The sequence below is a fragment of the Pseudomonas sp. stari2 genome (assembly GCF_040760005.1).
In the GTDB taxonomy this organism is placed as follows: domain Bacteria; phylum Pseudomonadota; class Gammaproteobacteria; order Pseudomonadales; family Pseudomonadaceae; genus Aquipseudomonas.
In genome coordinates, this window is sequence record NZ_CP099760.1 from 5,961,400 (window position 1) to 5,980,117 (window position 18,718).

The 18,718-nt window shown below is 61.9% G+C and carries 18 protein-coding genes; 8 read left to right on the top strand and 10 right to left on the bottom strand.

The window, feature by feature from the left end:
• Nucleotides 1-79: 79 nt before the first annotated feature.
• The 4 genes from NH234_RS27395 to NH234_RS27410 all read left to right on the top strand — a co-directional run bounded on the left by NH234_RS27395 (nucleotide 80) and on the right by NH234_RS27410 (nucleotide 4,583).
• Complete coding sequence (locus NH234_RS27395) at nucleotides 80-2,506, top strand: TonB-dependent siderophore receptor (RefSeq protein ID WP_085731667.1); 2,427 nt, start codon at nucleotides 80-82, stop codon at nucleotides 2,504-2,506.
• A 74-nt stretch (nucleotides 2,507-2,580) separates the two neighbouring features.
• Nucleotides 2,581-3,711, top strand: a complete 1,131-nt coding sequence (locus NH234_RS27400; RefSeq protein ID WP_085731666.1) for a PepSY domain-containing protein — start codon at nucleotides 2,581-2,583, stop codon at nucleotides 3,709-3,711.
• A complete protein-coding gene (locus NH234_RS27405) occupies nucleotides 3,708-3,887 on the top strand; it encodes a hypothetical protein (protein WP_085709174.1) in 180 nt (59 codons plus the stop codon). The genes NH234_RS27400 and NH234_RS27405 overlap by 4 nt, the downstream gene beginning before the upstream one ends.
• Nucleotides 3,888-3,953: 66 nt before the next feature.
• Nucleotides 3,954-4,583 (top strand): glutathione S-transferase, encoded by a 630-nt coding sequence (locus tag NH234_RS27410; protein ID WP_085731665.1) that lies wholly within the window; start codon nucleotides 3,954-3,956, stop codon nucleotides 4,581-4,583.
• Between the two features lie 87 nt (nucleotides 4,584-4,670).
• Here the strand turns inward: NH234_RS27410 and creD are convergent, their stop codons facing one another.
• The 4 genes from creD to NH234_RS27430 all read right to left on the bottom strand — a co-directional run bounded on the left by creD (nucleotide 4,671) and on the right by NH234_RS27430 (nucleotide 8,799).
• Complete coding sequence (creD, locus tag NH234_RS27415) at nucleotides 4,671-6,041, bottom strand: cell envelope integrity protein CreD (RefSeq protein ID WP_085731664.1); 1,371 nt, start codon at nucleotides 6,039-6,041, stop codon at nucleotides 4,671-4,673.
• A gap of 82 nt (nucleotides 6,042-6,123) precedes the next feature.
• Nucleotides 6,124-7,539: a two-component system sensor histidine kinase CreC gene (gene creC, locus NH234_RS27420; protein WP_085731663.1), complete on the bottom strand. Its 1,416-nt coding sequence runs from the start codon at nucleotides 7,537-7,539 to the stop codon at nucleotides 6,124-6,126.
• Nucleotides 7,539-8,219: a two-component system response regulator CreB gene (gene creB, locus NH234_RS27425; RefSeq protein ID WP_085731662.1), complete on the bottom strand. Its 681-nt coding sequence runs from the start codon at nucleotides 8,217-8,219 to the stop codon at nucleotides 7,539-7,541. Before creB ends, creC begins: the two co-directional genes overlap by 1 nt.
• Before the next feature lie 73 nt (nucleotides 8,220-8,292).
• Nucleotides 8,293-8,799: an ATP-dependent zinc protease gene (locus NH234_RS27430; protein ID WP_085709168.1), complete on the bottom strand. Its 507-nt coding sequence runs from the start codon at nucleotides 8,797-8,799 to the stop codon at nucleotides 8,293-8,295.
• A 173-nt stretch (nucleotides 8,800-8,972) separates the two neighbouring features.
• On the opposite strand from NH234_RS27430, the gene NH234_RS27435 reads away from it, so the two are divergent.
• Nucleotides 8,973-9,860: an acyltransferase gene (locus tag NH234_RS27435; protein ID WP_085731661.1), complete on the top strand. Its 888-nt coding sequence runs from the start codon at nucleotides 8,973-8,975 to the stop codon at nucleotides 9,858-9,860.
• 1 nt (nucleotide 9,861) lies between these two features.
• On the opposite strand, the gene NH234_RS27440 is transcribed toward NH234_RS27435, so the two are convergent.
• The gene (locus tag NH234_RS27440; protein ID WP_085731660.1) at nucleotides 9,862-10,413 is read right to left on the bottom strand and encodes a DUF2780 domain-containing protein; all 552 of its coding nucleotides are present in this window, start codon (nucleotides 10,411-10,413) and stop codon (nucleotides 9,862-9,864) included.
• Nucleotides 10,414-10,562: 149 nt separating this feature from the next.
• On the opposite strand from NH234_RS27440, the gene NH234_RS27445 reads away from it, so the two are divergent.
• The 3 genes from NH234_RS27445 (at nucleotide 10,563) to NH234_RS27455 (ending at nucleotide 12,416) form a co-directional block, all read left to right on the top strand.
• Nucleotides 10,563-11,189 carry a sigma-70 family RNA polymerase sigma factor gene (locus NH234_RS27445; protein ID WP_085731659.1) on the top strand — a complete coding sequence of 209 codons (627 nt, stop codon included), beginning with the start codon at nucleotides 10,563-10,565 and terminating at the stop codon, nucleotides 11,187-11,189.
• Nucleotides 11,186-11,860 (top strand): anti-sigma factor, encoded by a 675-nt coding sequence (locus tag NH234_RS27450; RefSeq protein WP_367254948.1) that lies wholly within the window; start codon nucleotides 11,186-11,188, stop codon nucleotides 11,858-11,860. Before NH234_RS27445 ends, NH234_RS27450 begins: the two co-directional genes overlap by 4 nt.
• Before the next feature lie 160 nt (nucleotides 11,861-12,020).
• Nucleotides 12,021-12,416 carry a hypothetical protein gene (locus NH234_RS27455; protein WP_367254949.1) on the top strand — a complete coding sequence of 132 codons (396 nt, stop codon included), beginning with the start codon at nucleotides 12,021-12,023 and terminating at the stop codon, nucleotides 12,414-12,416.
• 63 nt (nucleotides 12,417-12,479) lie between these two features.
• On the opposite strand, the gene fdhA is transcribed toward NH234_RS27455, so the two are convergent.
• The 5 genes from fdhA to NH234_RS27480 all read right to left on the bottom strand — a co-directional run bounded on the left by fdhA (nucleotide 12,480) and on the right by NH234_RS27480 (nucleotide 18,717).
• A complete protein-coding gene (gene fdhA / locus NH234_RS27460; RefSeq protein WP_085688554.1) occupies nucleotides 12,480-13,679 on the bottom strand; it encodes a formaldehyde dehydrogenase, glutathione-independent in 1,200 nt (399 codons plus the stop codon).
• Nucleotides 13,680-13,778: 99 nt separating this feature from the next.
• Entirely contained in the window at nucleotides 13,779-14,636 is an 858-nt protein-coding gene (gene purU, locus NH234_RS27465) for a formyltetrahydrofolate deformylase (protein WP_007959808.1), read from the bottom strand.
• Nucleotides 14,637-14,685: 49 nt separating this feature from the next.
• Complete coding sequence (locus NH234_RS27470) at nucleotides 14,686-15,318, bottom strand: sarcosine oxidase subunit gamma (RefSeq protein WP_367254950.1); 633 nt, start codon at nucleotides 15,316-15,318, stop codon at nucleotides 14,686-14,688.
• A 55-nt stretch (nucleotides 15,319-15,373) separates the two neighbouring features.
• Nucleotides 15,374-18,391, bottom strand: coding sequence for a sarcosine oxidase subunit alpha (locus NH234_RS27475; RefSeq protein WP_085731655.1), 3,018 nt, complete (start codon nucleotides 18,389-18,391; stop codon nucleotides 15,374-15,376).
• Nucleotides 18,388-18,717: a sarcosine oxidase subunit delta gene (locus NH234_RS27480; RefSeq protein ID WP_085731654.1), complete on the bottom strand. Its 330-nt coding sequence runs from the start codon at nucleotides 18,715-18,717 to the stop codon at nucleotides 18,388-18,390. Before NH234_RS27480 ends, NH234_RS27475 begins: the two co-directional genes overlap by 4 nt.
• Nucleotide 18,718: the final 1 nt, after the last annotated feature.

An 18,718-nucleotide genomic window follows, 5' to 3' on the forward strand; every position in this document is an offset into this window, starting at 1 on the left:
TTTCATCCAGCCCTATCACTTTTCGAATCTCGTCCGGCACCCAAGCAATTGAGAAATATTTCCATTCAGGAGCCGCCGTATGTCCCGTTCGCTAGACACCTTGTTGCGCCCCAGTTTGCTGGCGGTTGCCATTGCCCTCTGCACCCCGCTGGCCAGCAGCCAACTGATCGCCGCTGAACAGGCGTCGAGCGTTCGCGCCTACAACCTGCCGGCGGCGCCGCTGTCCACCACCCTGAACCAGATCGCCAGCCAGGGCGGGCTCACGCTGTCGCTGAATCCTTCGCTGGCAGCCGGCAAGACCTCGGCTCCGGTCAACGGCCAATATGACGCGGCGGGCGCACTGAGCGCTGCCCTGCGTGGCACCGGCCTGCAACTGGAACAAAGCAGCACCGGCACGTACACCCTGGTCGCCGTGCCGGAAGGGGTGATGGCCCTGCCGGAGACTTCGGTAATCGGTGTGGAAAACACTGAAAGCGCCTGGGGCCCGGTCGAAGGCTACACCGCCACCCGCACTGCCGCCGGCACCAAGACCGACACCGCGCTGGTCGAAGCGCCCCGTTCGATCTCCGTCGCCACCCGCCAGCAGATGGACGACCGCAGCGTGCACAGCCTCGATGACGCCGTGCGCTACATGCCAGGCATCACCGCCAGCAGCTATGGCAGCGACACCCGCGCCGACTGGCTGCGCGTGCGTGGCTTCGAACCGACTCAATTCCTTGATGGCCTGCCGCTGCCAAAAGGCGTGTACGCCAACCCGAAACAGGAAACCTGGAACCTCGACCGCCTCGCCCTGCTGCGCGGCCCGGCCTCGTCGGTTTACGGCCAGACCCCGCCGGGCGGCCTGCTGGACATGGTCAGCCGTCGCCCAAGCGATGTGCAGAGCAGCGAAATCCAGTTGCAATACGGCAGCGACAACCACCGGCAGATCAACTTCGCCAGCACCGGCAAGATCGACGACGCCGGACAGTTCCTCTACGGCCTCAGCGGCGTGGTACGTGACAGTGGCACGCAGGTCGATCACGTCGACAACAAGCGCTACAACATCGCGCCGAGCCTGACCTGGAACATCGACGACGACACCAAATTCACCCTGCTGACCCAGTTCACCCGCGACGATACCGGCATCACCAGCCAGTTCCTGCCGGTGCAGGGCACCAAGATCGACATGCCGTTCGGCAAGGTTTCCCATCACAAGAACCTCGGCGATCCGGACTGGGAATATTACGACCGCACCTACTACGCGCTCGGTTATGCCTTCGAACATCGGCTGAACGATGTGTGGCAGTTCAAGCAGAATCTGCGCTACACCAAGTCGGAGCTGTCGTTCCAGAGCCTGACCCCGGGTTCGTATCCGTACACCCAAGTGGACAACGCCGGCAACGTCGGCCGCACCAGCACCAGTGTCAATGAGGACATCAGCCAGTTCGCCGTGGACAACAACTTCCAGGCTGACTTTGCTACCGGCGACATCCGCCACACCCTGCTACTGGGTCTGGATCACCAGCGCAGCAACAACAACTACACCTCGATCTTCGGTGACGGCCTGACCACCAATGTGCTCAACCCGATCTACGGTCAGCCGATCGTGCGTCCGGCGCGCTCCACCGCCTTCTACGACTACGAGCAGAAGACCTACCAGACCGGTCTGTACGTGCAGGATCAGATGGCCCTCGACCAATGGCGCCTGACCCTCGGTGGTCGTGAAGACTGGGTGCACACCGGTACCAGGTTCATCAACAAGGCCGACGCGACCAACACCGACCGCGACAAGGCCTTCAGCGGCAACGCGGCACTGAGCTACGTGTTCGACTCGGGTTTCGTGCCGTACATTTCCTATGCCGAATCCTTCCAGCCCACCAGTGGCGCCGACGCCTCCTCCACGGAATCGCTCAAGCCGACCGAAGGCAAGCAGTGGGAGCTGGGCATCAAGTACCAACCGCCAGGCAGCAAGACCCTGCTGTCCGCCGCGGTGTATGACCTGACCCAGAAAAACGTCTCGGTAAGCTCCTTCGTCAACGGCGTATCGATCACCAGCCAGACCGGCGAAGTGAAAGTCAAAGGCCTGGAGCTCGAAGCCACTTCCGATGTCACCGACAACCTGAAAGTCATCGCGGCCTACACCCTGGCCAAGTCCGAAGTGCAGAACGGCGTCGACAAGGGCAACCGACTGCAACTGATGCCGAACCAGCAAGCCTCGCTGTGGACCGATTACACCTGGCACAGCGGCGTGCTCGACGGCTTCGGTATCGGCGGCGGCGTGCGCTACACCGGCAACACCTACGGCGACAAGGCCAACACCTGGCTGGGCAAGGCTGACGCCTACACCGTGTTCGATGCCAGCGTGCATTACGACCTCGGTCGCCTGGACAACAGCTTGAAGGGCGCATCGCTGGCACTCAACGCGACCAACCTGTTCGACAAGGACTACATTTCCACCTGCGACAGCTTCTACTGCTACTACGGCGACCAACGCAGCGTCGTCGCCAGTGCCACCTACAAGTGGTAAACGCGTGAGCTGAAACAGGCCCTGCAACCAGGCCGTCCCTCGTGGACGGCTTTGGTGTTTTTGAAGGTCATGAAATGAAAAGTAAAACAATTCGTCGCTGGTCCTTCGTCCACACCTGGACCAGCCTGATCTGCACCGTGTTTTTGCTGCTGCTCGCCCTGACCGGCCTGCCGCTGATTTTCCATCACGAGATCGAGCACTTGCTCGGTGACGCCCCGGTGGTGCGCGAGATGCCGGCCGACACGCCGCACCTGAATCTGGCGCAACTGGTGCAAGCCGCCGAGGCCCATCGCCCCGGTGAATTCGTGCAGTACTTCGGTTTCGAAGACGACGAGCCGAACACAGTGCTGACAATCATGGCAAAGACCGCCGGCACCGAGCCGAATTCCTCGCACACCTTCATGCTCGACGCGCGCACCGGCGAAGCCCTGGAAACACCGTCGGCCAATGGCGGCCTGATGCTGTTCATCCTGCGTCTGCACGTCGACATGTTTGCCGGTCTGCCGGGCAAGTTGCTGCTGGCGTTCATGGGTGTGCTGTTTGTGGTGGCGATCATATCCGGAACAGTGTTGTACCTGCCGTTCATGCGGCGTCTGGACTTCGGTACCGTGCGCCGGGACAAATCCACCCGTCTGCGCTGGCTCGACCTGCACAACCTGATCGGCGTGGTGACCCTGACCTGGGCGCTGGTGGTGGGTGTCACCGGGGTGATCAGCGCCTGTGCCGATCTGATCATCGCGGCGTGGCGCAACGATTCGCTCAACGCCATGATCGCGCCCTACCGCGATGCACCGCCGCTGACTCACCTCGCCCCGGCCACCCGCCTGCTCGATATCGCCGGCGAAGTCGCACCGGGGATGAAACCTGACTTCATCGCCTTCCCAGGCACGCGATTTTCCAGCGAGCACCATTACTCGGTGTTCATGAAGGGCGGCACCCACCTGACTTCGCACCTGCTGACGCCAGTGCTGATCGACGCCAGCACCCTGCAAGTCACGGCGGTCGCAGAACGGCCGTGGTACATGGACGCCATGGGCATGTCGCAGCCGCTGCACTTTGGCGACTATGGCGGCATGCCGATGAAAATCCTCTGGGCCACCCTCGATGGGCTGACCATCATCGTCCTCGGCAGCGGCGTGTATTTGTGGGTGGTGCGGCGCAAGGCCGCAAAACCGGTGCTGGAAACGGCGGAGGCTTCGGCATGAAACCGCGTCAGTCGAATTTCTGGAAAGTCTTCAGTACGCCGCTGGTGATCGCGCTGCTCAGTGCGGCGGGGTTGTTTGCCGCGCTGCTGGGCGACGGGATCTGGGACGGGTTGAGCTGGATCGGTCTGGGTGTGCCGGCCGCACTCGCCTTACGCGGTCTGCTGCAACGGCGCTGATTGGCTTGAGCCTGACGGGCAACGCGCTATGCTGCCCGTTCATTGCCCTTGTCCGAGACCCTGCCGATGTCCGCTCCCAGCATGACCCTGTTCCACAACACCCTGTCCCCGTTCGTGCGCAAAGTCATGGTGCTACTGCACGAGACCGGCCAGCAGGATCGCGTCGCCCTGCAGGACTGCGTCCTGACACCGGTCAATCCCAATGCCGCGCTGAACGAAGACAACCCGCTGGGCAAGATCCCGGCCCTGCGCCTGGCCGACGGCAACGTCATCCATGACAGCCGGGTGATCCTCGATTACCTCGACCACCAGCACGTCGGCAACCCGTTGATCCCCCGCGACGGTTCGGCCCGCTGGCGGCGCCTGACCCTGGCCTCGATGGCCGACGGGATCATGGACGCCTCGGTGATGGTGCGTTACGAGCAAGTGCTGCGTGCCCCGGAGAAGCACTGGGATGAGTGGCTCGAGGCCCAGCGCGACAAGATCCACCGGACCCTGGCACTGCTGGAGCGCGAGGCCATTGCCGAGCTGACTTGCCATTTCGACGTCGCTTCGATCAGCGTGGCCTGTGCACTGGGTTATCTGGATCTGCGTTTCCCGGATCTGGGCTGGCGTGAAGCCAACCCGCAACTGGCCAACTGGTACTTTGAAGTGAGTCAGCGTCCGTCGATGATTGCGACGATGCCGAAGGTTTGACGCACCGAGCGGGAGGCAACGACGCAAAGATCAGCGTCATCAACACCTCGGCCTCCCGCTGCTCCTCACGCAATCCCACGAACCGGCTCATTGCACCGCTCCGATATCGAACTCCAGCGGTTTGGCCGGTTTCTGCCCGATCCCGTACCAGTCCAGATTGCGGGTCAGCACCATGAACACACCGAGCAGACCGAACAGCAGCAGCGAGCCCATCAGCAACGCGTAATCCTCGGCACTCAGCAGGCCATAGAGCAAGCCGTACAACGCCGCCAACCCCGCCGAAAAACTCAAGCCGTGCCGCACGCTGCGCAGCACGTGGCAGACGTAGAACCCGATCAACAGCACACAACCGCTGGCCGACAACAGATACGCCAGGGCAAAACCGATGTGCTCGGACAACGACAGCAGCAACAGATAAAAGAACGCCAGCGCCACGCCCACCAACGCATACTGCATCGGGTGCACCGCCAGGCTTTTCAGCACTTCGAACAGGAAGAAACCAGCGAACGTCAGGACAATGAACAGCAACGCATATTTGATCGCCCGGTCACTTTTCAGGTACTGATCCACCGGATCGATGAAGCTCACGCCGAAACTGCGCCCGTTGAATGCCTCGCAATCGTTGCCCGAGACGCAACGGTTCATGGCCTCTTGCAGGTTGGTGGAGAAAAACGAGGTCTGCCAATCGGCGGTGAAACCCTGATCGGTGACTTCACGCTTGCCCGGCAGGAAGTTGCCGATGAAGCTTGGGTGCGGCCAGTTGGCAGCGAGGTTCACGCGGCTGGTCTTGCCCACCGGCAGCACCTGCAACGAGCCGGTGCCTTGCAGGCGCAAGTCGAAGCCGAAGGCCAGTTCCGTGGTCTTGCCGGTGTCCAGCGCCGGTAGCGTCACTCGCACACCCTCGCCCAGCCAGCCGACCTGAGTGCCGGGCACGAAGTCCAGGCGTTGCGCACCCAGCTCCAGCTTCAGCGCATTTTCGATCCCGCGAATGTCGCTGATACCGACCGCCAGGAATGGCGCATCGAAGGTGTAATCGACGAAGTCTTCCTTGATCCCCAACTGTGCCGGCAGCGAGAAATGCCCGCTGATGCGGTTGTCGGCATGGAACAGCCGCGCCTCGTATATGCCCCGGGCGCGCAGCTCGGTCTGCACCTGGCCGTCCAGTTCAAAACGCTCCGGCAGGAAATACAGGCGCCCACGTTCTTCGCCGATTTCCTGGTATCGCTCGTCGCTCTTCTCTTTGGTCTTCCAGGTGCGCACCACTTTGCGATACGGCACAACCATCACCGGCCCGCTGAGTTGCTGGCTGTAGCTTGAGCTTCTGGCAATGTCTTCCAGCACACCGTCACGCAGTTGCTGGCGATCATCGATGATGCCGTCGATCATCAACAGCGGCACCAGCAACACCAGGATCAGCAGGGCAATGGCCCCGAGTTTTATTGTCAGACTTTTGTTCATGGGACTCTCCCTGTTTCGATGGGCAGAGTCTGCGAAGAGGATGTGGGAGTTTTGTGGGAGGAATGTGGAGTTTGTGTGGAGATTACAACTGCAGGACGACTTCCACCCCGCCTTCGACATTGCCGATGCGCAGTGAACCACCGTGCAACTTGACCACCTCTTCGACGAAGTTGAGCCCGAGACCGGTGCTCTTACGCCCGCTGTCGGGACGTGGCAGAGAGTAGAAACGCTCGCTCAAGCGGGGTAAGGCATAGTCGGGAATCGGCGTGGTTTCGTTGAACAGTCGAAGCACGACCTGCTCGCCAATCCGCTCGGCACTGAAGCGTAGCGAACCGTTTTGCGGCGTGAAATCCAGCGCGTTTTCCAGCAGATTGGCCAGCGCCTGTCGCAACAGAAACGGCTCGCCGATCAACGCCAGATCCGGCGCGATGGTTTGCTCGATCCGCAGTTGCCGGCCTTCGATACGCGCCAATTGTGCCTGTAGCAACTCATTCACCAGCGCCGCCAACGGCACGGCGACGCGCTCCTCAAGGCCCTGCCGCTGTTCGACCTGGGCAAGGTTCAGCAGGCGTTCGATCAACTGCTGCATGCGGGCGCTTTCACTGTCGATATTGCCGACGAAACGCAGGCGCTGATCCGTCGGCATCTCGCCCTGCAACAACTCGGCGGCACCGCGAATCGCCGCCAGCGGGCTCTTCAATTCATGGGTCAGGGTGTGCACATAGCGTTCGACGTAGGCCTTGCCTTCGAGCTGGGTGCGCATCTGTTCAACGGCGGTCGCCAACTGCTCCAGCTCGCCCCCGCGATAGTGCGGCACCGCCACCCGACGGCCCTCGCTCACGGCCTGGGCGTAGACGGTCAAGCGGTGCAGCGCGCGGCTCAGCCACCACGACAGCACGGCGCCCAGCAGCAGGCCGAGGCCGATCAACCCGGCGCCGTAGCCGAGCAAACGGCGTTCGGTGCGATCAACATAAGGTTGCAGTGAACTGTTGGGCTTGGCCACGGTAACCACGCCGATGATCGCGCCGTTGTCGCGGATCGGTGCGCCGACGTGCATCACCGAAGAGTTTGGATCATTAGGGTCACTGCGGCTGGAGCGTGCGCCGTATTCACCGCGCAAGGTCAGGTAGACATCGTTCCAGCGCGAGTAGTCCTGACCGACGGCCAGACCGCTGGAGTCCAGCACCACGATGCCCTTGGCGTCGGTGACGTAGATGCGGTGGTTGACCTGGTTTTTTGCCAGGCCCCAGATCGTCGCCTTCGGCTGGCGTTCGCCATAGGCGTGGAGCAATTCGGGCCAGCGATTCTGGTTGAGGGTGCCGGCCTTGAAATCGTCCCGCAGGATTTCCGCCATCAGGTTGGCGGTATCAACCAGGGTTTCCTCGGTGGACTGACGCACACCGGGGCGGATTTCTTCCATCACGGTGTTGAGCACGAAGTATCCGGTCAGGCCGATAAACAGCACGTACACCAGGAAAATCCGCAGCCCCAGTGACATCAGCTGTGCCCCGGACTGTAGCTGTAGCCGAGGCCGCGATGGGTCTGGATCGGCTCAGCCTCGGCGCGCACCAGTCGCAATTTGGCGCGCACACTTTTGATGTGGCTGTCGATGCTGCGCTCGTAACCGGCATCCGCCGCCACGCCCAGTGCATCGAGCAGTTGCTCGCGGCTGAACACCCGCTCGGGCTGTTCGAGCAGGCATTGCAACAAACGGAATTCATGACGGGTCAGGCTCAACGCCTGGCCGCGATAGCTGATCTGCACGCGTTCGGGGTCGATGCGAAACACCCCCGACCAGGCTTCGGCCGGCGGGCGCGGCGCCATGCGCTTGAGAATCGCCCGTACCCGCGCCGCCACTTCCCGAGGGCTGAACGGTTTGACCACGTAGTCGTCGGCACCGATTTCCAGGCCCACCACCCGGTCGATCTCGGCATCCCGGGCACTGAGGAACAGCACCGGCACTTCGCTGAACCGGCGCAGTTGCTTGCAGGTTTCGAAGCCGCTGATGTCCGGCAGGCCGATGTCGAGGATGATCAGGTCGGCCGGTGTCTTGCGCTGATGCTCCAGCGCTTGCGCGCCGAGGCTCAGCCAGGTCGTGGTGAAGCCCTCGCCCTGCAAGGCAAAAATCAGCGTGTCGGCAATCGCCGCTTCGTCATCGACAATCAGGATATGAGGCATGGCGTCCGAGCCTGTGGATTAAGTGCGCGAACGGTGCCCCAAGCCTGACGTTACGTCAATGAGACCACTTGCATCAGCAATCCGGTTTGTCCGCCGTGAAACGCCGGGCCGGGTTTACCGCTGCGCCAAACTCGCGCAAGGCCTTGGCACCGATCAGCAGCGGATAGTTGAAATGGCTACGGTCGGTCAGATTGACCTCGACGGTCCGCTTGACGTTGCCCAGGCACAGCTCCAGATCCACCACCGGACGCTTGGCAACTTCCGTGGTGTCGCGATCCTCATCGTCCTCGTCGGAGCGGCTCTTGATCTTGCTGATGCGTGCGATCTTGTGTTCGAACACCTTGTTGCTGGCGTCCTTGGTGGCGAGGCGGAAGCGAACCCAGTCTTCACCGTCGCGGGTGAAGGTCTCGATGTCCTTGGCCGACAGCGAGGCGGTCAGCGCGCCGGTGTCCATTTTCGCCTTGAGCACTTGCCCGCCGATTTCCGGCAGCGCGATGTATTCGTAGCGCCCGTACAGGGTCGGCTCGGCGGCCAGCACCGGCAGGGCAACGAGGGAAAGCAATGCAAGGAGGGATTTCACGTAATGGGCTTCCTTGGAAAATGGGGGCGTCTGACGCAAGATTTTAGACCGCTGTTCGCTTGATCGTTCCCGCAAGGCTAACCCGCCAAAGGTGAAACATTCGTAACCCATGATTTGGCCTGTCGCCCGAAGCCACTTATCATGGCGCGCCCATCCGCTTTCAAGAGTTGCTTATGCGCCGCCTGCTCACCGGCTGTCTCGTCACCCTGCTGCTGTTGTCCAACACCCTCGTGCTCTTTGGCCCGCTGATGGTGTTCGCCCTGCTCAAGCTGATCCTGCCGGGGCGCTTTCGTGATTACGCCTCGTGGGCGGTGATGTGGATCGCCGAGACCTGGGCGGAAATCGACAAACTGATCTTCCGTCTGTGCATCCCCACCCAGTGGGACATCCGTGGCGGCGACGATCTGCGAGGCGACACGTCCTATCTGGTCATCAGCAACCATCAGTCCTGGGTAGACATCCCCGCGCTGATCCAGACCCTCAACCGGCGCACGCCGTTCTTCAAGTTCTTCCTCAAGAAGGAACTGATCTGGGTGCCGTTCCTGGGTCTGGCCTGGTGGGCGCTGGATTACCCGTTCATGAAGCGCTACACCAAGGCGTTCCTGGCGAAGCACCCGGAACTAGCCGGCAAGGACCTGGAAATCACCAAAGCGGCGTGCGAGCTGTTCAAGCGTCAGCCGGTGACAGTGGTCAACTATCTGGAAGGCACTCGCTATACCTCGGCCAAAAGCACTCAGCAGCAGTCACCGTTCAGTCATCTGCTCAAGCCCAAGGCCGGTGGCGTGGCATTTGTACTGGCGGCGATGGGTGAACAGCTGGACGCGATTCTCGATGTGACCGTGGTTTATCCACAATCGAAGATTCCGGGGTTCTGGGACCTGATCAGCGGCAACGTGCCGCGCGTGATCATCGATATCCGCACCCGTGAACTGGACCCGGCGCTGTGGCAGGGCGACTACGAAAACGATCCGGTGTTTCGCGAGAAGATCCAGAACTGGGTCAACCAGCTCTGGACCGAGAAAGACCAGCGCATCGCCGAACTGCGCGGCGAGCGCCGCTGAATCAGCTGCCGGTGCCCCAGATACTGCCCAGGCTCTGCAGCAACGAGCCGCCAACACCCTGCTGACCGAGGTATTGCAGCAGGATCGGGGCAAACTGGCCGACCATGCCGCTGTCCATGCCCAACGCACCGAAGGCGTTGTTCAGGTCATTGGTGTCCTTGACGTTACCCAAGGCATTTTCCAGCCCGGCGGACTTGCCCGAGGAGCCGAGCAGACCGCTCAGCGCCGCCAGATTGCCGCCGCCACCGGAGAGTTTGTCGATCCCCGGCACGTCCTTGGCCAACTGCGAATAGTCCGTGTTGCTGAGCTTGTTCTTCGCCAGGCCCAGCATGGCACTGGTGCCGCCTACCGCTTGCTGCGGCGTAACGTTCAACGCGCTCAGCGCACTCAACAGACCGGCGGTTTCCGAGGTCGGTGCCGCTGCCGCTGCCTTGTCACCGCCCTGCATGCCCGATACCGCACCGGCAACGTCGTTCAGGCTGAAACCGGCAAACACCGGTCCGGCCGCCAGGGTCAGGAGCGATGCCAGGGCAAAACCGCGTGAAATCTTCATTCAGACATCCTCTTGTGGCGTGAAAACCCTTCGTCGACGAAGAGTAAAACTGCCGGTTTGACCGAGTTTCCGCCGGCATGTTCCGAGCGTAGTGCATCCATCTTGAGCCGGCTCGCGTATAGGAAATGTGAAACCCCGGAAATCGAACCATGAATGGCACGAGCGCTGTCGCTGAACTAGCCTGTGAACTACCCGAAACCAGCACCCGTCCTGTCTGGAGACTTGCCATCACCCTCGCCGACACCGATCAGCTCCGGCAATTGCTGGCCCAGTGTTCACTGGGCGACCGCCGCGCCTTCGAAACGCTGTACCGCTGCGTGGGCCCGCGCCTGCACGGCGTGGCCCTGCGCTTCATGGGACGCCCGGATCTGGCCGAGGAAGTGTTGCAGGAAAGCTTCGTGCGGATCTGGAACAACGCCTCACGCTACGAATCGCATCTGTCGGCACCGATGACCTGGATGATCAACATCACCCGCCATCAGGCCATCGACCAGTTGCGCAGGCACCGCGACCGGCCTCTGACCGATTTTGAACAGGACGCTCTGACGGACGAAAGCCCCTCCGCCCACGACCAGTTGAACAGCGCCCGCGAAGCCACAGCCCTGAACCGCTGCCTGGACACCCTTGAAGGCATGCAGCGCCAGTCGATTACCGTGGCGTATTTTCAGGGTTTGTCCTGCTCGGAACTGGCCGAGCACCTGGCGGCGCCGCTGGGTTCGGTCAAGTCATGGATTCGCCGTGGCATGGAACGCCTGCGCCGGTGCCTTGAATCATGAACTATCAAACCCCTGCCCTGCGCCGCGCCCTCGCCGCCGATTACGCTATCGGCTTGATGGCTGCGCCGGCCCGTCGGCGTTTCGAGCAATTACTGCTGGAAGACGCCGCCCTGCGGACCGAACTGGCGCACTGGCAGGAAAGCCTCGCCAGCCTCACCGAAACACTGCCGGAGGTTCCGGTGCCGGAGCGCGTGTGGCATGGCGTTACCGCGCGGATCGAACCGCAAGAACTGCATGTGCCGGAGAAACGTCCGTTCTGGAACTGGCTGCGGGTGACGGCGGCACTGGCCTCCATCGTGGTGCTGGTGTTCCTCGGCTCGCTGTACACCCACGACGACGCCCGCTACCGCGCGACCCTGCTGAGCGCCGACGCGAAACCGGCGCTGAAGGTCGAGGCCCATGACGATTACCTGCAAGTCGAGCCACTGACATTGGCGGCCGTCGATCCTCAGCGCAGCCTGGAACTGTGGGCAATTCCGGCCGATGGCAAGCCGATCTCGCTGGGCGTAATCCCGGCGGGTGGCAAAGGCAAGGTTGAATTGAGCGACGCGCAAAAGGCGCTGATCGGCAAGCCGATTGCGCTGGCGGTCAGTCTTGAGCCGAAGGGTGGATCGCCGACCGGGCAGCCGACGGGGCCGGTGCTTTATCAAGGGGCGTTGGCGGCGCTGTGATTCTTGTCAGGTACACGGTGAGTGCATACATAGGCCATAAATTTCTAAAAGACTTTGAATTAATTCCAAACTCAACTAAATACCTGTCAAATCTGACAGTAGGAATAAGTTAGCCAATCTTCGAGCATAGGCACTCAAACCCAGTAATGGAGTGCGCACCATGCTCAAACAATTGACCGTCGCTGTACTTACCACCTTGGCCTTCGCCGGCACCGCCTACGCTGACACCTGCCCACTCGCCTCGTCGTTCAATAAAGTGGCCAGTGGATACGAGGTAGCCGGCCCGAATGGCCCGGAAGCAGTCGAGGTTGACCCAAGCAACGCAAGTGAAACGGATGTCAAAAACCTGAAATTCACCGCTGCACGCCTCAAAGAAAAAGACGGAAACAGCGCTAGAGTGGTCTGCCAATACGAAGACGGAAAAACACCGGTTGATATCGCAGCAACGACCGTTTGGAGAACCGGAAAACCGACTCAAACAGACGGTGGCAACTGGCAGGGTGATGACTGCGCTACCAAGGACGGTGATGTTCACAAGTGCGCATTCAAGCACTGATAACAACGTTGCGTGAAAAGAAGAAGGGCAACCCGATGGTTGCCCTTCTTCATGGAGCGGAACTTACGCCGCACTAAACAACTTGTGCGGATCAATCACAAACTTCTTCGGCACACCCGCATCAAACTCGCCGTAACCTTCCGGCGCCTGGTCGAGACTGATGACCTGCACGCCCACCACTTCTGCGATGTTGATACGGTCCCACATGATCGCCTGCATCAGTTGGCGGTTGTACTTCATCACCGGAGTCTGGCCGGTGTGGAAGCTGTGGGATTTCGCCCAGCCTAGGCCGAAGCGGATGCTCAGGCTGCCCATTTTCGCGGCGGCATCGACAGCGCCCGGATCTTCGGTCACGTACAGGCCCGGGATACCGATCTTGCCGGCGACACGCACCACGCCCATCAGCGAGTTGAGCACCGTGGCCGGGGCTTCGGATTTGACGCCGTCGTGACCATGGCCGCGAGCTTCGAAGCCAACGCAGTCCACCGCGCAATCCACTTCAGGCTCGCCCAGCAGCGCGGCGATCTGTTCGTGCAGCGGGGTGTCTTTCGACAGGTCGACGATTTCAAAACCCTGAGCCTTGGCGTGGGCCAGGCGGATGGTGTTGACATCGCCGACGATCACCACCGCCGCGCCGAGCAGACGGGCCGAAGCAGCCGCCGCCAGACCGACAGGGCCGGCGCCCGCGATGTAAACGGTGCTGCCCGGGCCAACGCCAGCGGTCACGGCACCGTGGTAACCGGTCGGCAGGATGTCGGAGAGGCAGGTCAGGTCACGGATTTTCTCCATGGCCTTGTCGCGGTCCGGCAGCTTCAGCAGGTTGAAGTCGGCGTACGGCACCAGCACGTATTCGGCCTGGCCACCGGTCCAGTCGCCCATGTCGACGTAACCGTAGGCACCGCCGGCGCGAGCCGGGTTGACGGTCAGGCAGACGCCGGTGTGTTGCTCCTTGCAGGAACGGCAGCGCCCGCAAGCCACGTTGAACGGAACGGACACCAGGTCGCCGATTTTCAGGTTTTCGACGTCGCTGCCCTTCTCGATCACTTCACCGGTGATCTCGTGCCCCAGCACCAGACCGACCTGAGCCGTGGTACGGCCGCGCACCATGTGCTGGTCGGAGCCGCAAATGTTAGTTGAAACCACACGCAGGATGACACCGTGCTCGATCTTCCTGCCGCGCGGATCCTGCATTTTCGGATAGTCGATTTTCTGTACTTCGACCTTGCCAGCGCCGAGATACACCACACCACGATTGCCAGACATGCTTTCACCTCGCTGTTGTTTTTATGGAACCGCGCCGCCCAGGCAGGCAGCGCGTTAAGTGCTCGGGTTATTGCTTGTTGGTTTTGCGTTGTTTTTGACTCAAAGAACGACGGTGCGATTGGCGTTCAGGAACACCCGCCGCTCAATGTGATATCCAACTGCCCGGGCCAGGGTCAGGCCTTCGATGTCGCGCCCCTTGGCAATCAGGTCTTCCGGATAATGACTGTGATCCACCGCCTCGACGCCCTGGGCGATGATCGGCCCCTCGTCGAGGTCGTTGTTGATGTAGTGCGCGGTCGCGCCCACCAGTTTCACGCCCTTGTTGTAGGCCTGGTGATACGGCTTGGCGCCCTTGAAGCCCGGCAGCAGCGAGTGGTGAATGTTGATCGCCTTGCCATCGAGCTTGCGGCACAGCTCCGGTGACAGCACCTGCATGTAGCGGGCGAGAATCACCAGTTCAGCGCCGGCCTCCTCGATCACCTGCCACACCTGCCGCTCCTGGGCCGGTTTGTCGTTGGGGTCGAGGGGGAAATGGTAGTAGGGAATCTGGTGCCAGTCGGCCAGCGGCTTGAGGTCCGGGTGGTTGGAGACCACCGCCGCCACATCCATCGACAACTGGCCGATGCGCTGGCGGTAGAGCAAGTCGTTGAGGCAGTGATCGGCCTTGGAAACCATGATCACCACTTTTGGCCGGTAGTTCGGCGCGGTCAGCTCGAAGATCATGCCGAACGCCTGACCGCGTTCGGCGAGGCCGGCGCGAAAGGATTGCTCGTCGAAACCATCGGGCTGACGGAATTCCACGCGAATGAAGAACCGGCCCGAGAGCCGGTCATCGAACGAGTGGTGCTCGGTGACGTAGCAGCCCTGCTCGAACAGAAAACGCGTCACCGCGTCCACGGTGCCGAGAACGCTGGGGCAGTCGGCGGTCAGAATCCATGTATCCGGGGCGCGGCTCATTGTTGCTCTTCTCCTCTACTCGTTCCCACGCACAGCGTGGGAACGATCATTACGCCTGAACGCTAAGGCCGTATTCGGCGGACGCATCCTGCAACCACAACCACCAGTAATCCGAGAAGCTGCGACGAATCAGCAGTTCCCAGGTGTCTTCAGCGGTGTGGCGGATCATCAGCTGCGACTTGGCGAACACCGTGCCCACAGCCTTGCCGACCGGGAAGTTGTTCGGGTGCACGTCGTAGCTGGTGGATTTCATCAGCACCTGACGCACGTTCGGGCCACTCAGCTCAAGCAGCTGCTGGCCGCCGCTGACGTTGACGACTGCGATGTGCAGATCGCCCAGCGCTTCGCGCAGTTTCTGCTCCGCGGCGAACTCTTCACCGCTCGGCACGATCAGCAGCCACTCGTCCGGGCCCATCCATTGCAGGCTGGTTTCGCCTTTGACGATCACGCTCAGGGCGCCCGGCAACTCGATGCCCAGGGCCTTGTGCACGCCGGCAGCGAACGCGGCATCGTGGCCGTCGCCACGGATGGTCAGATGGCCGAGAAGTTTCTTCTCGCGCACGGTCACGCCGGCGCTTTTGCGGCCCTTGCCGACCAGGCTGGCGAGGTCGGCGTGATGCAGCGACGACTCGGCCTTGGCCCCGGTGGTCGGGCGTTGTTGGTAAACGTTGGCTGCGGTCATAAAGCACCCTTCCTGAATTCTGTGCCGCTCCCGCGCCAGGCGCGGGAGCGATCAATTAGATGTTCTGGCGATCGCCTTTCGGATCGAAGAACACCGAAGAAACGATTTCCGCCTCGATCACGCTGCCGTCCGCCAGCGGTGCGAACACCCGCTCGCCCATGCGCTTCAGACCGCCCTTCACCACGCCCATGGCAAACGAATAGCCGAGGGAGTTGTGCGCGTAGCTGGAGGTCACGTGGCCGACCATGGTCATCGGGATCGACTGCTTGGTGTTGAACACCAGCTGTGCACCTTCCGGCAGCCATACGTTCGGATCGATCGGCTTCAGGCCGACCAGCTGTTTACGCTGGTCACGCACGCAATCTTCACGGTTCATGCCGCGCTGGCCGATCCACGAGAACGGCTTGGTGCGACCGACGCACCAACCCATGTTCAGGTCGTCCGGGGTCATCGAGCCGTCGGTGTCCTGGCCGACGATGATGAAGCCCTTCTCGGCCCGCAGCACGTGCATGGTCTCGGTGCCATACGGGGTCAGGTTGTACTGCTTGCCTGCCTCGACGATTTTTTCCAGCACACCCATCGCGTAATCGGCCTGGACGTTGACTTCGTACGACAGCTCACCGGTGAACGAGATGCGGAATACCCGCGCCGGCACACCGCCGACCAGACCTTCTTTCCAGGTCATGAACGGGAACGCTTCGTTGGCCAGATCGATGTCGGTCACGGCGCTGAGCAGCTTGCGGCTGTTCGGGCCGGACAAGGTCATGGTCGCCCAGTGGTCGGTGACGGAGGTGAAATACACCTTCAGGTCCGGCCATTCGGTCTGGTGGTACAGCTCCAGCCACTGCAGGACGCGAGCCGCGCCGCCGGTGGTGGTGGTCATGACGAAATGGTTGTCGGCCAGACACGCCGTCACACCGTCGTCGAAGACCATGCCGTCTTCCTTGCACATCAGGCCGTAACGGGCCTTGCCCACGTCGAGCTTGGTCCAGGCGTTGGTGTACACGCGGTTGAGGAACTCGCGGGCATCCGGGCCCTGGATGTCGATCTTGCCCAGGGTCGAAGCGTCCAGCAGGCCAACGCTGTCGCGCACAGCCTTGCATTCGCGTTTGACCGCGGCATGCATGTCTTCACCGTTCTTCGGGAAGTACCACGGACGTTTCCACTGACCGACGTCTTCGAACTCGGCGCCGTTTTTCAGGTGCCATTGATGCAGCGCGGTGTAACGCACCGGTTCGAAGATGTGCCCGCAGTGACGGCCGGCTACCGCGCCGAATGTCACCGGCGTGTAGTTCGGACGGAACATCGTGGTGCCCATCTGCGGGATGGTCACGTTCAGCGAACGGGCGGCAATCGCCAGGCCGTTGACGTTGCCGAGCTTGCCCTGATCGGTGCCGAAGCCCAGCGCGGTGTAGCGTTTGACGTGCTCGACCGATTCGAAACCTTCGCGGGTCGCCAGTTCGATGGCGGCGGCGGTCACGTCGTTCTGCAGGTCGACGAATTGCTTCGGCGCCCGGGAAGTACCTTTCTCATGCGGCACCTGGAACAGCGCCAGCGTCGGTTCTTCGTGACGGCTCAGGGCTTTCGGCAATACACCTTCGACGGTCTGGAAACCGGCTTCGGACGCAGCGCGCACGCCGCCTTCAAAACCGTCGGCCAGGGAATCGCCGAGACCGTAGACGCCGTTGATGCCACCGACGCACACGCGTTTCTGCGGTGCTTCGCCCGGTACGAAACCGAGGATGTCTTCGCGCCAGATCGGCTTGCCACCGAGGTGCGACGCCAAGTGAACCACCGGGCTGTATCCGCCGGAGCTGGCGATCAGGTCGCAGTCGAGCCATTCGCCCGGGCTGGTGACCTTGTGGCCTTTGACATCGATCGCCGCCACGCGGGCAGCGGTAACGCGCTTGCTGCCACGGGCCTCGATCACCGCGCTGCCGGTGAGGATGCGAATGCCTTTGGCGCGCGCTTCCTCCACCAGTGCACCGCGCGGATTGCTGCGGGCATCGGCGATGGCGACCACTTGCAGGCTGGCGTCGAGCCAGTCCAGCGCCACGCGATAGGCGTGATCGTTGTTGGTGGTCAGCACCAGCTTCTTGCCCGGCGCCACGCCGTAACGGCGCACGTAGGTCGACACTGCGCCGGCGAGCATGTTGCCCGGCACGTCGTTGTTGCCGTAGACCAGCGGACGCTCGTGAGCGCCGGTCGCCAGCACCACACGCTTGGCGCGGACGCGGTGAATGCGCTGACGCACCTGGCCGATCGGAGCACGGTCACCGAGGTGATCGGTGAGGCGTTCGTGAATGGTCAGGAAGTTGTGGTCGTGGTAACCGTTGACCGTGGCGCGCGGCAACAGCAGCACGTCCGGGGTGTTCTTCAATTCAGCGATGACACTGGCCACCCACTCCATCGCAGGCTTGCCGTCGAGGCTTTCGCGGGAGTCGAGCAGGCTGCCGCCGAACTCTTCCTGTTCATCGGCGATGATCACCCGCGCACCGCTGCGCGCAGCCGCCAGCGCAGCCGCCAGACCGGCCGGGCCGGCGCCGACGATCAGCACGTCGCAGTGCTGGTTCATGTAGTCGTACGTGTCCGGATCGACCTCGGTCGGCGAACGACCTAAACCTGCTGCCTTGCGAATGTACTTCTCGTAAGTCATCCAGAACGATTGCGGATACATGAAGGTTTTGTAGTAGAAACCCGGCGGCATCAGCTTGCCGCCGACCTTCCCGAGAATCCCCATCATGTCGTTGTTGACGCTCGGCCAGCCGTTGGTGCTGGTGGCGACCAGGCCCTGGTACAACGCCTGTTGCGTGGCACGCACGTTCGGAATCTGGGTGGCTTCGGTCGCACCGATCTGCAGCACTGCGTTCGGCTCTTCGGCACCGGCGGCGAAGATGCCGCGTGGACGCGAATACTTGAAGCTGCGGCCAATGATGTCGACGCCGTTGGCCAGCAGGGCTGCGGCCAGCGAGTCGCCTTCGAAACCTTTGTAAGTCTGGCCGTTGAAGGTGAAGCTCAGCACTTTGTTGCGGTCGATCCGTCCACCGTTGGACAGGCGATTGGTCTGGCTCATACCTTCTCTCCCAGCGCCGTCGCGGCTGTTTTCGCAGTGTCAGCCTTGTCGGTGAATTGCGGCTTGGTGCCGATCTTGTAGGTTTCGAGAATCTCGTAGGTCACGGTGTCGCGGGTGACGTTGAAGTACTGGCGGCAACCGGCGACGTGATCCCACAACTCGTGGTGCAGACCGCGAGGGTTGTCGCGGAAGAACATGTAGTCGCCCCACTCCTCGTCGGTGCAGCTGTTCGGATCCAGCGGACGCGGAATGTGCGCCTGGCCGGATGCATGGAATTCCTCTTCGGAGCGCAGTTCGCCGCAGTGAGGACAGAAGATATGCAACATG

Excerpts from the sequence above, each read along its gene's own strand:
- NH234_RS27395 (WP_085731667.1), top strand. The coding sequence starts at position 80 with ATGTCCCGTTCGCTAGACACCTTGTTGCGCCCCAGTTTGCTGGCGGTT.
- NH234_RS27400 (WP_085731666.1), top strand. The coding sequence starts at position 2,581 with ATGAAAAGTAAAACAATTCGTCGCTGGTCCTTCGTCCACACCTGGACC.
- NH234_RS27405 (WP_085709174.1), top strand. The coding sequence starts at position 3,708 with ATGAAACCGCGTCAGTCGAATTTCTGGAAAGTCTTCAGTACGCCGCTG.
- NH234_RS27410 (WP_085731665.1), top strand. The coding sequence starts at position 3,954 with ATGTCCGCTCCCAGCATGACCCTGTTCCACAACACCCTGTCCCCGTTC.
- creD (WP_085731664.1), bottom strand. The coding sequence starts at position 6,041 with ATGAACAAAAGTCTGACAATAAAACTCGGGGCCATTGCCCTGCTGATC.
- creC (WP_085731663.1), bottom strand. The coding sequence starts at position 7,539 with ATGTCACTGGGGCTGCGGATTTTCCTGGTGTACGTGCTGTTTATCGGC.
- creB (WP_085731662.1), bottom strand. The coding sequence starts at position 8,219 with ATGCCTCATATCCTGATTGTCGATGACGAAGCGGCGATTGCCGACACG.
- NH234_RS27435 (WP_085731661.1), top strand. The coding sequence starts at position 8,973 with ATGCGCCGCCTGCTCACCGGCTGTCTCGTCACCCTGCTGCTGTTGTCC.
- NH234_RS27440 (WP_085731660.1), bottom strand. The coding sequence starts at position 10,413 with ATGAAGATTTCACGCGGTTTTGCCCTGGCATCGCTCCTGACCCTGGCG.
- NH234_RS27445 (WP_085731659.1), top strand. The coding sequence starts at position 10,563 with ATGAATGGCACGAGCGCTGTCGCTGAACTAGCCTGTGAACTACCCGAA.
- NH234_RS27450 (WP_367254948.1), top strand. The coding sequence starts at position 11,186 with ATGAACTATCAAACCCCTGCCCTGCGCCGCGCCCTCGCCGCCGATTAC.
- NH234_RS27455 (WP_367254949.1), top strand. The coding sequence starts at position 12,021 with ATGCTCAAACAATTGACCGTCGCTGTACTTACCACCTTGGCCTTCGCC.
- fdhA (WP_085688554.1), bottom strand. The coding sequence starts at position 13,679 with ATGTCTGGCAATCGTGGTGTGGTGTATCTCGGCGCTGGCAAGGTCGAA.
- purU (WP_007959808.1), bottom strand. The coding sequence starts at position 14,636 with ATGAGCCGCGCCCCGGATACATGGATTCTGACCGCCGACTGCCCCAGC.
- NH234_RS27470 (WP_367254950.1), bottom strand. The coding sequence starts at position 15,318 with ATGACCGCAGCCAACGTTTACCAACAACGCCCGACCACCGGGGCCAAG.
- NH234_RS27475 (WP_085731655.1), bottom strand. The coding sequence starts at position 18,391 with ATGAGCCAGACCAATCGCCTGTCCAACGGTGGACGGATCGACCGCAAC.
- NH234_RS27480 (WP_085731654.1), bottom strand. The coding sequence starts at position 18,717 with ATGTTGCATATCTTCTGTCCTCACTGCGGCGAACTGCGCTCCGAAGAG.